At 60.6% G+C, this 13,546-nt stretch carries 11 protein-coding genes; all 11 read left to right on the plus strand.

Annotation, left to right across the window (positions count from 1 at the left end; translation table 11 throughout):
* The first annotated feature begins 149 nt into the window (after nt 1-149).
* The 11 genes from hutU (at nt 150) to dtd (ending at nt 13,393) form a co-directional block, all read left to right on the plus strand.
* Nucleotides 150-1,835 (plus strand): urocanate hydratase, encoded by a 1,686-nt coding sequence (hutU, locus tag KI231_RS01870; protein ID WP_103304239.1) that lies wholly within the window; start codon nt 150-152, stop codon nt 1,833-1,835.
* A 146-nt stretch (nt 1,836-1,981) separates the two neighbouring features.
* Nucleotides 1,982-3,454 (plus strand): purine-cytosine permease family protein, encoded by a 1,473-nt coding sequence (locus KI231_RS01875; RefSeq protein ID WP_103304221.1) that lies wholly within the window; start codon nt 1,982-1,984, stop codon nt 3,452-3,454.
* Between the two features lie 70 nt (nt 3,455-3,524).
* On the plus strand, nt 3,525-4,493 hold the full coding sequence (locus tag KI231_RS01880) for an ABC transporter substrate-binding protein (protein WP_213027277.1): 969 nt from the start codon (nt 3,525-3,527) through the stop codon (nt 4,491-4,493).
* Nucleotides 4,494-4,563: 70 nt separating this feature from the next.
* Nucleotides 4,564-5,415 (plus strand): ABC transporter permease, encoded by an 852-nt coding sequence (locus KI231_RS01885; protein WP_007949591.1) that lies wholly within the window; start codon nt 4,564-4,566, stop codon nt 5,413-5,415.
* Complete coding sequence (locus tag KI231_RS01890) at nt 5,412-6,242, plus strand: quaternary amine ABC transporter ATP-binding protein (protein ID WP_213027278.1); 831 nt, start codon at nt 5,412-5,414, stop codon at nt 6,240-6,242. Before KI231_RS01885 ends, KI231_RS01890 begins: the two co-directional genes overlap by 4 nt.
* 188 nt (nt 6,243-6,430) lie before the next feature.
* Nucleotides 6,431-7,954: a histidine ammonia-lyase gene (gene hutH, locus KI231_RS01895; RefSeq protein ID WP_213027279.1), complete on the plus strand. Its 1,524-nt coding sequence runs from the start codon at nt 6,431-6,433 to the stop codon at nt 7,952-7,954.
* A gap of 116 nt (nt 7,955-8,070) precedes the next feature.
* Entirely contained in the window at nt 8,071-9,603 is a 1,533-nt protein-coding gene (gene hutH, locus KI231_RS01900; RefSeq protein ID WP_213027280.1) for a histidine ammonia-lyase, read from the plus strand.
* 136 nt (nt 9,604-9,739) lie between these two features.
* Nucleotides 9,740-10,945, plus strand: a complete 1,206-nt coding sequence (hutI, locus tag KI231_RS01905; protein ID WP_213027281.1) for an imidazolonepropionase — start codon at nt 9,740-9,742, stop codon at nt 10,943-10,945.
* Nucleotides 10,946-10,955: 10 nt separating this feature from the next.
* Nucleotides 10,956-11,759, plus strand: coding sequence for an N-formylglutamate deformylase (hutG, locus tag KI231_RS01910; protein WP_213027282.1), 804 nt, complete (start codon nt 10,956-10,958; stop codon nt 11,757-11,759).
* Nucleotides 11,760-11,987: 228 nt separating this feature from the next.
* A complete protein-coding gene (gene pip / locus KI231_RS01915) occupies nt 11,988-12,959 on the plus strand; it encodes a prolyl aminopeptidase (RefSeq protein ID WP_103304228.1) in 972 nt (323 codons plus the stop codon).
* Nucleotides 12,956-13,393 carry a D-aminoacyl-tRNA deacylase gene (gene dtd / locus KI231_RS01920; RefSeq protein WP_103304229.1) on the plus strand — a complete coding sequence of 146 codons (438 nt, stop codon included), beginning with the start codon at nt 12,956-12,958 and terminating at the stop codon, nt 13,391-13,393. The genes pip and dtd overlap by 4 nt, the downstream gene beginning before the upstream one ends.
* Nucleotides 13,394-13,546 lie beyond the last annotated feature (153 nt).

Raw genomic sequence — 13,546 nt, forward strand, 5'->3', positions numbered from 1 at the left:
GCTTGTATGTACAAGTAAAGACGTATGCGTATAAGTCCGCAGCGTCCACTGATTCGCTTGTCGCGCATTGAAGCGCACAGGCTGCTTGCCCACTGCCAGGGTTGGTTTGAATTGATCGCTGAGGAGTCTTTTTCGTGACTGACAACAAGATGACCACTGCTACTACATTTACAAAGCATCGTGACGTAGAAATCCGCGCCGCACGCGGCAACAAGCTGACCGCCAAGAGCTGGCTGACCGAAGCGCCGCTGCGCATGCTGATGAACAACCTCGATCCGGAAGTCGCCGAGAACCCGAAAGAATTGGTGGTCTACGGTGGTATCGGTCGCGCTGCGCGTAACTGGGAGTGCTACGACAAGATCGTCGAGAGCCTGACCAACCTGAACGACGACGAGACCCTGCTGGTGCAATCCGGCAAACCGGTCGGCGTGTTCAAGACCCACAGCAACGCCCCGCGCGTACTGATCGCCAACTCCAACCTCGTACCGCACTGGGCGAGCTGGGAGCATTTCAACGAACTCGACGCCAAAGGCTTGGCCATGTACGGCCAGATGACCGCCGGCAGCTGGATCTATATCGGCAGCCAGGGCATCGTTCAAGGCACCTACGAAACCTTCGTTGAAGCCGGGCGCCAGCACTACAACGACAACCTCACCGGCAAGTGGGTCCTGACCGCAGGTCTCGGTGGCATGGGCGGCGCTCAACCACTGGCCGCCACCCTGGCCGGCGCTTGCTCGCTGAACATCGAATGCCAGCAAGTGAGCATCGATTTCCGCCTGAAAAGCCGTTATGTCGACGAGCAAGCCAAAGACCTCGACGACGCCCTGGCGCGCATCGACAAGTACACCAAAGAAGGCAAAGCCATCTCCATCGCGCTGCTGGGTAACGCCGCTGAAATTCTCCCGGAACTGGTCAAGCGCGGCGTACGCCCGGACATGGTCACCGACCAGACCAGCGCCCACGATCCACTCAACGGCTACCTGCCGGCCGGCTGGACCTGGGACGAGTACCGCGCTCGCGCCAAGACCGAGCCGGCCGCTGTGATCAAAGCCGCCAAGCAGTCGATGGCGGTGCACGTCAAAGCCATGCTGGAATTCCAGAAGCAAGGCATTCCGACCTTCGACTACGGCAACAACATCCGTCAGATGGCGCAGGAAGAGGGCGTCGAAAACGCGTTCGACTTCCCGGGCTTCGTACCGGCCTATATCCGTCCGCTGTTCTGCCGTGGCATCGGCCCGTTCCGCTGGGCGGCGCTGTCGGGCGATCCGCAAGACATCTACAAAACCGACGCCAAGGTCAAAGAACTGATCCCGGACGACGCGCACCTGCACAACTGGCTGGACATGGCCCGCGAGCGCATCAGCTTCCAGGGTCTGCCGGCACGTATCTGCTGGGTGGGTCTGGGTCTGCGCGCCAAGCTCGGTCTGGCCTTCAACGAGATGGTCCGCAGCGGCGAGCTGTCGGCACCGATCGTGATCGGTCGCGACCACCTCGACTCCGGTTCGGTATCCAGCCCGAACCGCGAAACCGAATCGATGCAGGACGGTTCCGACGCCGTGTCCGACTGGCCATTGCTCAATGCTCTGCTCAACACCGCGAGCGGCGCGACCTGGGTTTCCCTGCACCACGGCGGCGGCGTCGGCATGGGCTTCTCGCAGCACTCGGGCATGGTGATTGTCTGCGACGGTACCGACGAAGCGGCCGAGCGAATCGCCCGCGTACTGCACAACGACCCGGCCACCGGTGTCATGCGTCACGCCGATGCCGGTTACCAGATCGCCATCGACTGCGCCAAGGAGCAGGGTCTGAACCTGCCGATGATTACCGGTAAATAAAGATCCTGTGGGAGCTGGCTTGCCAGCGAAAGCGGTGGCACTACTGGCATTGATGTTGAAAGTGCCGACGTCATCGCTGGCAAGCCAGCTCCCACAAGGTTTCAGTAGCCCGAGAGAACAATTAAACAATCCACAGAGGTTGAATCATGGCTGTTAACACCGATCGTGCAGGCAACAAACCGTTGATCGAAAGGCGTTCGATCGACTACATCCCGGAAGCGGAAAGACACGGTCGTCTGTTTAGCCAGTTCACCCTGTGGATGGGTGCCAACCTGCAAATCACCGCGATTGTCACCGGGGCCCTGGCCGTGGTGCTGGGCGGTGATGTGTTCTGGTCGTTGATCGGTCTGTTGATCGGTCAACTGCTCGGCGGCGGGGTGATGGCGCTGCATGCGGCGCAAGGGCCGAAGCTCGGTCTGCCGCAGATGATTTCCAGCCGCGTACAGTTCGGCGTGTATGGCGCCGCCATCCCGATTGTGTTGGTGTGCCTGATGTACCTCGGTTTCACTGCCACCGGCACGGTATTGTCCGGTCAGGCGCTGGGCCAGTTGTTTGGCGTCAGCGATACCGTCGGCATCCTGCTTTTCGCCAGTGTCATTGTGGTGGTCACGGTGCTCGGTTATCGGGTGATCCACTGGATCGGCCGTGTCGCCAGTGTCATTGGCGTGATCGCCTTCGTTTATCTGTTCAGCCGGCTGATCAGTCAGGTTGACGTGGGCGCACTCCTGCAAATCCGTCACTTCAGCTGGAGCAGCTTCCTGCTGGCGGTGTCGCTCGCCGCTTCCTGGCAGATCGCGTTCGGCCCTTACGTGGCTGACTACTCGCGATACCTGCCGAGTAATACCTCGGCGGTAAAAACCTTCTTCGCCGCCGGTGCCGGTTCTGTGGTCGGTGCGCAAGTGGCGATGATCCTCGGTGTGTTCGCCGCAGCTTCCGCCAACGGTCAATTCGCCGGTCACGAAGTGGCCTACATCGTCGGTCTGGGCGGCACCGGTGCCACCGCTGCGTTGCTGTACTTCAGCATCGCGTTCGGCAAAGTGACCATCTCGACGCTGAACTCCTACGGCAGTTTCATGTGCATCGCGACCATCATCAGCGGCTTCCGTGGCCACCTGCAGGTCTCGCGTTTGCAGCGTCTGGTGTTCGTGCTGTTCATCGTCGGCGCTGCAACCCTGATCGCCTTGCTCGGCCAGCACTCGTTCCTCGGTGCGTTCAAGTCTTTCATCCTGTTCCTGCTCGCCTTCTTCACGCCTTGGAGCGCGATCAACCTGGTCGACTACTACTGCATCACCCGTGAGCGCTATGACGTACCGGCGCTGGCCAATCCTGACGGTCGCTACGGACGCTGGAACATGCTCGGGATCAGCGTCTATGTGTTCGGCGTTCTGGTGCAGCTGCCGTTCATCTCCACCAAGTTCTACACCGGTCCGCTGGTGGCGGCGCTGGGTGATGTGGATATCTCCTGGATCATCGGTCTGGTGTTGCCTGCCGCCGTGTATTACGTGTGCGCCAAAAAATGGCACAGCGCTGTACCTGATCAGCTGATTCTGCCGGTCGAGCAGAGCAGCCATGCACAACCTGAAAAAAGCGGGGCCAGTCGCGTAGCGGCGCAGGCCTGATTGGACGTGGACAGGGCTGGATGCCTCTTGACTGCCGTAAGCCCAATTCATGATTAGGAGCGTCACGACAATGAAATCGAACAAGACCCTGCTGACCACTTTGCTTTCCATGGGCCTGCTCGCCAGTGCCGGTGCCACTCAGGCCGCCGGTTGGTGCGAGTCCGGCAAACCGGTGAAATTCGCCGGTCTGAACTGGGAAAGCGGCATGCTGCTGACCGACGTCCTGCAAGTGGTGCTGGAGAAAGGTTACGACTGCAAGACCGACAGCCTGCCGGGCAACTCCATCACCATGGAGAACGCCCTGAGCAGCAACGATATTCAAGTGTTCGCCGAAGAGTGGGTCGGCCGCAGCGAGGTCTGGAACAAGGCCGAGAAGGCCGGCAAAGTCGTCGGTGTCGGCGCGCCAGTGGTGGGCGCGGTGGAAGGCTGGTACGTGCCGCGCTACGTGATCGAGGGCGACGCCAAGCGCAAGCTTGAGCCGAAAGCGCCAGACCTGAAAAACATCGCTGATCTGGGCAAATACGCCGCCGTGTTCAAGGACGCCGAAGAGCCATCGAAAGGCCGTTTCTACAACTGCCCGGCCGGCTGGACCTGTGAGCTGGACAACAGCGAAATGCTCAAGAGCTACGGCCTCGAAAACAGCTACACCAACTTCCGTCCGGGCACCGGCCCGGCACTCGATGCGGCGGTGCTGTCGAGCTACAAGCGTGGCGAGCCGATCCTGTTCTACTACTGGTCGCCAACCCCGCTGATGGGCCAGGTTGATCTGGTCAAACTCGAAGAGAAACCCGGCGTCGACAAGACCGTGAGCATCAAGGTCGGCCTGTCCAAGACCTTCCACGACGAAGCCCCGGAACTGGTGGCCGTGCTGGAAAAGGTCAACCTGCCGATCGACCTGTTGAACCAGAACCTGGGACGCATGGCGAAGGAACGTATCGAGTCGCCAAAACTGGCGAAAATCTTCCTCAAGGAACATCCTGAGGTCTGGCACGCATGGGTGAGCGACGACGCAGCCAGGAAAATCGACGCGGCCTTGTAGGTTGAGTTTTGCCGACTGCTGGCAACAGCAGTCGGACGCTTGATCGCAACCCCTTGATTGAGAGTCTCTTATGTTTCCCGAAAGCTTTACCTTTTCCATCGCCGACTGGGTCAACGGTTGGGTCGATTCGCTGGTGACCAACTACGGTGATGTGTTCCGCCACATCTCCGACACCCTGCTCTGGGCCATCGTCAATCTCGAGGGCCTGCTGCGCGCCGCGCCGTGGTGGCTGATGCTGGCGATTGTCGGTGTCGTCGCCTGGCATGCCACGCGCAAAGTGGTGACCACCGCTGTCATCGTCGGTCTGCTGTTCCTCGTTGGCGCTGTCGGCCTGTGGGACAAACTCATGCAGACCCTGGCGCTGATGATGGTCGCGACGATCATTTCGGTGCTGATCGGCATCCCGCTGGGGATTCTCTCGGCGCGCAGCAATCGCCTGCGTTCGGTGCTGATGCCGCTGCTCGACATCATGCAGACCATGCCAAGTTTCGTGTACCTGATTCCGGTGCTGATGCTGTTCGGCCTGGGCAAGGTGCCGGCGATTTTCGCCACGGTGATCTACGCCGCACCGCCGCTGATCCGCCTGACCGATCTGGGCATTCGCCAGGTCGACGGCGAAGTCATGGAAGCGATCAATGCGTTCGGCGCCAATCGCTGGCAGCAACTGTTTGGCGTGCAACTGCCGCTGGCCCTGCCGAGCATCATGGCCGGGATCAACCAGACCACCATGATGGCCCTGTCGATGGTGGTGATTGCCTCGATGATCGGTGCCCGTGGCCTGGGTGAAGATGTGTTGGTGGGCATTCAGACCCTCAACGTCGGACGCGGTCTTGAGGCCGGTCTGGCGATCGTGATTCTCGCAGTGGTCATCGACCGCATTACTCAGGCGTACGGTCGGCCACGGCATGAGGTGAGCAAATGAGCAACACAACCGTGAGCAAGATCGAAGTCAAAAACGTCTTCAAGATTTTCGGCAACCGCGCCAAGGACGCTCTGGCCATGGTTGGCCAAGGCAAGACCAAGGATCAGGTGCTGAGCGAAACCGGTTGTGTGGTCGGCGTCAACGACCTGTCACTGAGCATCGGCACCGGTGAAATCTTCGTGATCATGGGCTTGTCCGGCTCCGGCAAATCGACGCTGGTGCGCCACTTCAATCGTCTGATCGACCCGACCAGCGGCGCGATTCTGGTCGACGGTGTGGACATCCTGCAATACGACATGGAAGCCCTGCGCGAATTTCGCCGGCACAAGATCAGCATGGTGTTCCAGAGCTTCGGCCTGCTGCCGCACAAGACCGTACTCGACAACGTTGCCTACGGCCTGAAGGTGCGCGGCGAGAGCAAGCAAATGTGCTCGGAGCGTGCGCTGCACTGGATCAACACCGTGGGCCTTAAAGGCTACGAAAACAAATACCCGCACCAGCTCTCCGGCGGCATGCGTCAGCGTGTCGGCCTGGCCCGCGCCTTGGCGGCGGACACCGACATCATCCTGATGGACGAAGCGTTCAGTGCGCTGGATCCGCTGATCCGCGCCGAGATGCAGGATCAGTTGCTGGAGCTGCAAAAGACTCTGCACAAGACCATCGTCTTCATCACCCACGACCTTGATGAGGCGGTGCGTATCGGCAATCGCATTGCGATTCTCAAGGATGGGCGGCTGATTCAGGTGGGGACGCCGCGAGAGATCCTGCATTCGCCGGCGGATGAGTATGTCGACCGGTTCGTGCAGCGGCGTGCTGCGGTGGTTTGATCTGAATAATGCATTGCACTGACTGGCCCCATCGCTGGCAAGCCAGCTCCCACAGGGATTGTGTGAACCCTGAGGGCTGGCAGGCCCGATTCCTACAGAGATTGTGTGAACACTGGAGATCCTGTGGGAGCTGGCTTGCCAGCGATGGGGCCAGTGAAGCTGCATCAATATTACGGTTGAGGTTTTAGATGTCCCAGGCTGAAAAAATCATCATCACCGGCGGCCACCTGCGTTGGCAGGACGTGGTCGCCGTCGCCCGTCACGGTGCACAACTTGAGCTGTCGAGCGAAACCTGGGCGCGCATCGAAAACGCCCAAGGCATCGTTCAGCGCATCGTCGAAAGCGGCGAGCGCGCCTATGGCGTCAACACCGGTCTTGGCGGCTTGTCCAACGTCTCGCTGCAAGACGAACAACTCAGCCAGCTCTCGCGCAACACACTGCTCAGCCACGCCTGCGGCGTTGGCCCGGTACTGCCCGACGAGCAGACCCGGGCCATCATCTGCGCGGCGATCCACAACTACAGCCATGGCAAGTCCGGTATTCATCGGCGTGTCGTCGAAGCGTTGCTGGCGCTGCTCAATCGCGGCATCACCCCGCAAGTGCCGTCGCAAGGTTCGGTGGGTTACCTGACCCACATGGCGCACATCGGCATTACGCTGCTCGGTGTCGGCAATGTCAGCTATCGCGGGCAGATCACCTCCGCGCAACAGGCGTTGGCCGAAGAAGGTCTGCAACCGGTGCAACTCGGTGCGAAGGACGGTTTGTGCCTGGTCAACGGTACACCATGCATGACCGGCCTCAGTTGTCTGGCAATTGCCGACGCCACGCGACTGGTGCAATGGGCCGACGTGATTGGTGCCATGAGCTTTGAGGCCCAGCGCGGTCAGATCGACGCGTTCGATGCCGAGATCATCGCCCTGAAACCACACCCGGGCATGCAGCACGTCGGCGTCAACCTGCGTGCGCTGCTCGATGGCAGTGAAGTGATTGCTTCGAGCAAAGGCATTCGCACTCAGGATGCGCTGAGCATTCGCTCGATCCCGCAGGTGCACGGCGCTGCACGCGATCAACTGGAACATGCGATCAAACAAGTCGAAGCCGAACTCAACGGCTGCACCGACAACCCGCTGTTGCTGGGCTCGCCGGACAATTTCCGCGTCATGTCCCAAGCCAATCCGCACGGGCAATCGGTGGCGATGGCGGCGGACTTGCTGGCGATTGCCATGGCCGAAATCGGCTCGATTGCCGAGCGTCGTCTCGATCGCTTGGTGAACCCGCACGTCAGCGGTCTGCCGGCGTTTCTGGTGGCCAATCCGGGGGTTAACTCGGGGATGATGATCGTGCAATACGTCGCCGCGTCGCTGTGTGCGGAAAACCGCCAATTGGCGCAACCGGCGGTGCTCGACAACTACATCACCTCAGGCCTTCAGGAAGACCATCTGAGCATGGGCACCAACGCCGCGCTGAAGCTGCATCGCGCATTGGAAAACTGCACGCAGATCCTCGCCATCGAATATCTGCTGGCGGCACAGGCGTTTGAATTCCTCAAGGAGCAACGCTTCGGCGCGGGCACTGACCGGGCGTGGCGACTGCTGCGCGAAACGGTCCCGGCCTACGATCAGGATCGCTGGCTGGCGCCGGATATCGCCGCCGCCGCAAGCGTTCTGAAAAACCCGAATTCGCTGCACAACGTATTACCGAATCTGCACTGACAATACCCATACCAGCGTGCCAAGGCGCGGATCGCTCAGAAGGCGAGAGGCGACGGATAACGGAATGCTCCGGAGCGACTGGTAGTTAATAACAAACTCTCAAAAGGAGCATTTAAATGACTGCGCTGAACCTGATCCCCGGCCAACTGAGCCTGGCCCAACTGCGTGACGTTTATCAGAACCCGGTCAAGCTGAGCCTCGACAACAGCGCCTCCGCGCAGATCGAGGCCAGCGTCGCTTGCGTTGAACAGATCCTCGCCGAGAACCGCACCGCCTACGGCATCAACACCGGTTTCGGTCTGCTGGCCTCGACCCGCATCGCCAGTGAAGACCTGGAAAACCTCCAGCGCTCGCTGGTGTTGTCCCACGCCGCCGGCGTTGGCCAACCGATCAGTGATGACCTGGTGCGGCTGATCATGGTGCTCAAGGTCATCAGCCTCAGCCGTGGTTTCTCCGGCATCCGTCGCGTGGTGATCGACGCGCTGATCGCGCTGATCAATGCCGAGGTTTATCCGCACATTCCACTGAAAGGTTCGGTGGGTGCGTCGGGCGACCTCGCGCCGCTGGCGCACATGTCGCTGGTACTGCTGGGCGAGGGCAAGGCGCGTTACAAGGGCGAGTGGATGGAAGCCACTGAAGCGCTGAAAGTGGCTGGCCTGACTCCGCTGACACTGGCCGCGAAAGAAGGCCTGGCGCTGCTCAACGGCACGCAGGTTTCCACGGCATTTGCGCTGCGTGGTTTGTTTGAGGGCGAAGATCTGTTTGCCGGCGCGATTGCGCTGGGCGGTCTGACGGTCGAAGCGGTGCTGGGTTCGCGTTCGCCGTTCGATGCGCGGATCCACGCGGCTCGCGGCCAGAAAGGCCAGATCGATGCTGCCGCTGCCTACCGCGATCTGCTCGGCGAGCGCAGCGAAGTCTCCGACTCGCACCAGAACTGCGAAAAGGTTCAGGATCCGTACTCGCTGCGCTGTCAGCCACAAGTCATGGGCGCGTGCCTGACCCAGTTCCGCCAGGCTGCCGAAGTGCTGGCCGTTGAAGCCAACGCCGTATCGGATAACCCGTTGGTGTTTGCCGCCGAAGGCGATGTGATTTCCGGCGGTAACTTCCACGCCGAACCGGTGGCCATGGCGGCTGACAACATGGCCTTGGCCATCGCCGAAATCGGCTCGCTGAGTGAGCGTCGTATCTCGCTGATGATGGACAAACACATGTCGCAACTGCCGCCGTTCCTGGTGGCCAATGGCGGCGTGAATTCTGGCTTCATGATTGCCCAGGTGACTGCGGCAGCACTGGCCAGCGAGAACAAGGCGCTGTCCCATCCACATTCGGTGGACAGTTTGCCGACTTCGGCCAACCAGGAAGACCACGTGTCGATGGCCCCGGCGGCAGGCAAGCGTCTGTGGGAAATGGCAGAGAACACCCGCGGGATTCTCGCGGTGGAATGGTTGGCGGCGGTGCAGGGGCTGGATCTGCGTAATGGTCTGAAAACCTCGGCCAAGCTGGAGAAAGCCCGGGCGATTCTGCGTAAGGAAGTGCCGTTCTACGAGAAGGACCGCTTCTTTGCGCCGGACATCAATGCGGCGACTGAGTTGTTGGCTTCGCGGTGCCTGACCGAGCTGGTTCCGGCGAAATTGCTGCCTAGCCTTTAACCCTACCCACTGATCGTTCCCACGCTCTGCGTGGGCATGCCTCAAGGGACGCTCCGCGTCCAGTGACGCGGAGCGTCACGGGCTGCATTCCCACGCAGAGCGTGGGAACGATCATCAATCCAAACGGAGGCCAACAGTGAAAACCCTCTGGCAACACTGCCACGTCGCAACCATGGCGCAAGGCGTCTATTCGATCATCGAGGATGCGGCCATCGTGACGTCCGGTGCGCTCATCGAGTGGATCGGCCCGCGCGATCAATTGCCCTCCGGCGAATACCCGGCGGTCAATGACCTGCAAGGTGCGTGGGTCACCCCCGGTCTGATCGACTGCCACACCCATACGGTGTTCGGCGGCAACCGCAGCGGCGAATTCGAAAAGCGCCTGCAAGGCGTCAGCTATGCCGAGATCGCCGCGCAGGGTGGCGGCATCGCCAGCACCGTGCGCGCGACTCGCGAAGCGACTGAAGACGAGCTGTTCGCCAGCGCCGCCAAGCGTCTGAAAAGCCTGATGCGCGACGGCGTGACCACAGTCGAAATGAAGTCCGGCTACGGCCTCGATCTGGCCAACGAACGCAAGATCCTCCGAGTGATTCGTCGCTTGGAAAAAGAGCTGCCGATCAGCGTGCGCAGCACCTGTCTGGCCGCTCACGCGTTGCCACCGGAATACAAGGATCGCGCTGACGATTACATCGATCTGATCTGCACCGAGATGCTGCCGGCATTGGCCGCCGAAGGGCTGGTCGATGCGGTGGATGCGTTCTGCGAATATCTGGCGTTCTCGCCGGATCAGGTCGAACGTGTGTTTATCGCTGCACAGAAACTCGGTCTGCCGGTGAAGCTGCACGCCGAACAACTGTCATCGCTGCATGGCTCCAGCCTCGCCGCACGCTACAAGGCGCTGTCCGCCGATCACCTGGAGTTCATGGATGAGGCCGACGCCATCGCCATGGCCGAATCCGACACCGTCGCGGTGTTGCTGCCGGGGGCGTTCTACTTTCTGCGTGAAACCCAACTCCCGCCGATGGACGCCCTGCGCAAACACAAAGTGAAGATCGCCATCGCCAGCGACCTCAACCCCGGCACCTCGCCGGCGCTGTCGTTACGGCTGATGTTGAACATGGCCTGCACCTGTTTCCGCATGACCCCGGAAGAAGCCTTGGCCGGTGCGACGATTCACGCCGCGCAAGCGCTGGGCATGGCTGATACCCACGGTTCGCTGGAAGTCGGCAAGGTCGCGGATTTTGTTGCCTGGCACATCGATCGTCCGGCGGATCTGGCTTATTGGCTCGGTGGTGATCTGGACAAACGCGTCGTGCGTCACGGCGTTGAATCAAGTCTGTAGGAGAGCGGTTGTGGATAAGGTTCTGAGTTTCAAACAAGGACGCGTGCCGCTGCTGATCAGCATGCCTCACGCGGGTCTGCGCCTGACGCCTGCGGTCGAGGCCGGGTTGATCGCGGACGCGAAAAGCCTGCCGGACACCGACTGGCACATCCCGCAGCTCTACGATTTCGCCCAAGAGCTGGGCGCCAGCACCCTGGCTGCCGAATATTCGCGTTTCGTCATCGACCTGAATCGTCCGTCCGACGACAAGCCGCTGTACGTCGGCGCCACCACCGGGTTGTACCCGGCGACCTTGTTCGATGGCATCCCGCTGTTCAAAGAAGGGCTGGAGCCTTCGAAAGAAGAGCGCGCGACGTATCTGGAACAGATCTGGACGCCGTATCACCGCACCTTGCAGGAAGAGTTGGCGCGGCTGAAGGCTGAGTTTGGCTACGCGCTGCTGTTCGATGCGCATTCGATCCGCTCGATCATCCCGCACCTGTTCGAAGGCAAGCTGCCGGACCTCAACCTCGGCACCTTCAACGGTGCCAGTTGCGATCCACAGTTGGCCACGCAACTGGAAGCGATCTGCGCCCGTCACGACGATTACAGCCATGTGCTCAACGGGCGCTTCAAGGGCGGCCACATCACCCGTCATTACGGCAACCCGGCCGAGAACATTCACGCTGTGCAACTGGAACTGGGCCAGTGCACGTATATGGAAGAGTTCGAACCGTTCCGCTATCGCCCTGACCTGGCCGAGCCGACGCGGGTGGTGCTCAAGGAGCTGCTGCAGCACTATCTGGCCTGGGCAAAGTCTCACTACACCGCATAACCCCCTGTGGGAGCGAGCCTGCTCGCGAAGGCGTCCGGTCAGCCAATATTTGCGTTGACTGACACACCGCATTCGCGAGCAGGCTCGCTCCCACAGGTTTTGTATGCAGCAGAAAAATTTGCGGTAGTGCACAGGCATGCTCATTGACGTAAATCGGGTTTATGATGCCCATCGGCAGAATAATAGAAGTCCCCCCAGGGATGACCTCGACCCCTTACGGAGCGCGCAATGCAGACTTTGTTTCCGCAGATCAAACCTCACGCCCGGCACGATCTGGCTGTCGACGACACCCATACGCTGTACGTCGACGAAAGCGGTTCGCCGGAGGGTTTGCCGGTGGTGTTCATCCACGGCGGTCCCGGCGCCGGTTGCGACGCGCAAAGCCGTCGCTATTTCGATCCGAACCTGTATCGCATTGTCACCTTCGACCAGCGCGGTTGCGGCCGTTCCACCCCGCACGCCAGCCTGGAAAACAACACCACCTGGGATCTGGTCGCCGACCTTGAGCGCATCCGCAAACATCTGGGCATCGATAAATGGGTGCTGTTTGGCGGCTCGTGGGGTTCGACCCTGGCGCTGGCCTATGCGCAAACTCACCCGGAGCGTGTGCATGGCCTGATCCTGCGTGGGATCTTTCTCTGCCGTCCGCAGGAAATCGAATGGTTCTACCAGGCCGGTGCCAGCCGTCTGTTCCCCGATTACTGGCAGGACTACATTGCGCCGATTCCGTTGGACGAGCGCGATGATCTGCTCAGCGCGTTCCACAAACGCCTGACCGGCAACGACCAGATCGCCCAAATGCACGCCGCCAAGGCCTGGTCGACCTGGGAAGGGCGCACTGCGACCCTGCGGCCGAACCCGCTGGTGGTCGATCGTTTCTCCGAACCGCAACGCGCATTGTCGATTGCGCGGATCGAATGCCACTACTTCACCAACAATGCGTTCCTTGAGCCGAATCAACTGATTCGCGACATGGGCAAGATCGCCCATCTGCCGGGCGTGATCATTCACGGCCGTTACGATGTGATCTGCCCGCTCGACAATGCCTGGGAATTGCACCAGGCCTGGCCGAACAGTGAGCTGCAGGTCATTCGCGATGCCGGCCATGCCGCGTCCGAACCGGGTATCACCGATGCGTTGGTGCGTGCGGCCGGCCAAATGGCCCGGCGCCTGCTCGACTTGCCGCCCGAAGAAGCATGAAGGGGCTTTTACAGCGCGTACGCGGTGCGCGGGTTGAAGTGGCGGGAGAGGTGGTTGGCGCGGTAGACCAGGGTTTGCTGGTGCTGGTGGCGGTCGAACCCGACGACACGCGTGCCAGCGCCGACAAACTTCTGCATAAGCTGCTTAACTATCGTGTATTCAGCGACGCCGAGGGCAAAATGAATTTGTCCCTGGCGGATGTCGGTGGCGGGTTGCTGCTGGTCTCTCAGTTCACCCTGGCTGCCGACACCAAAAGCGGGTTACGCCCAAGCTTTTCCACCGCGGCGCCACCGGCCCTTGGCGAGGAATTGTTCGACTATCTATTAGGCAAAGCGAAACAGGTGCATGGCACTGTGGCATCAGGTAGATTCGGCGCCGATATGCAGGTGCATTTGGTCAACGATGGCCCGGTTACCTTTTTGTTACAGACCTGAAAGCGCCTGAAACACCTTTTTAGGAAATTTCGACTGTTTTTAGGGTGTTTTCGCGATAAATACTTTGTTACCCCTGATGCGTTGTCATGCGGGCTACTAGATAATCGCGCGCTACGGGGATCAGCGTTCGTTGGTCCATTTTGACTTAGGTAG

Source organism: Pseudomonas sp. Seg1 (assembly GCF_018326005.1).
Lineage (GTDB): Bacteria > Pseudomonadota > Gammaproteobacteria > Pseudomonadales > Pseudomonadaceae > Aquipseudomonas.

Excerpts from the sequence above, each read along its gene's own strand:
- hutU (WP_103304239.1), top strand. The coding sequence starts at position 150 with ATGACCACTGCTACTACATTTACAAAGCATCGTGACGTAGAAATCCGC.
- KI231_RS01875 (WP_103304221.1), top strand. The coding sequence starts at position 1,982 with ATGGCTGTTAACACCGATCGTGCAGGCAACAAACCGTTGATCGAAAGG.
- KI231_RS01880 (WP_213027277.1), top strand. The coding sequence starts at position 3,525 with ATGAAATCGAACAAGACCCTGCTGACCACTTTGCTTTCCATGGGCCTG.
- KI231_RS01885 (WP_007949591.1), top strand. The coding sequence starts at position 4,564 with ATGTTTCCCGAAAGCTTTACCTTTTCCATCGCCGACTGGGTCAACGGT.
- KI231_RS01890 (WP_213027278.1), top strand. The coding sequence starts at position 5,412 with ATGAGCAACACAACCGTGAGCAAGATCGAAGTCAAAAACGTCTTCAAG.
- hutH (WP_213027279.1), top strand. The coding sequence starts at position 6,431 with ATGTCCCAGGCTGAAAAAATCATCATCACCGGCGGCCACCTGCGTTGG.
- hutH (WP_213027280.1), top strand. The coding sequence starts at position 8,071 with ATGACTGCGCTGAACCTGATCCCCGGCCAACTGAGCCTGGCCCAACTG.
- pip (WP_103304228.1), top strand. The coding sequence starts at position 11,988 with ATGCAGACTTTGTTTCCGCAGATCAAACCTCACGCCCGGCACGATCTG.
- dtd (WP_103304229.1), top strand. The coding sequence starts at position 12,956 with ATGAAGGGGCTTTTACAGCGCGTACGCGGTGCGCGGGTTGAAGTGGCG.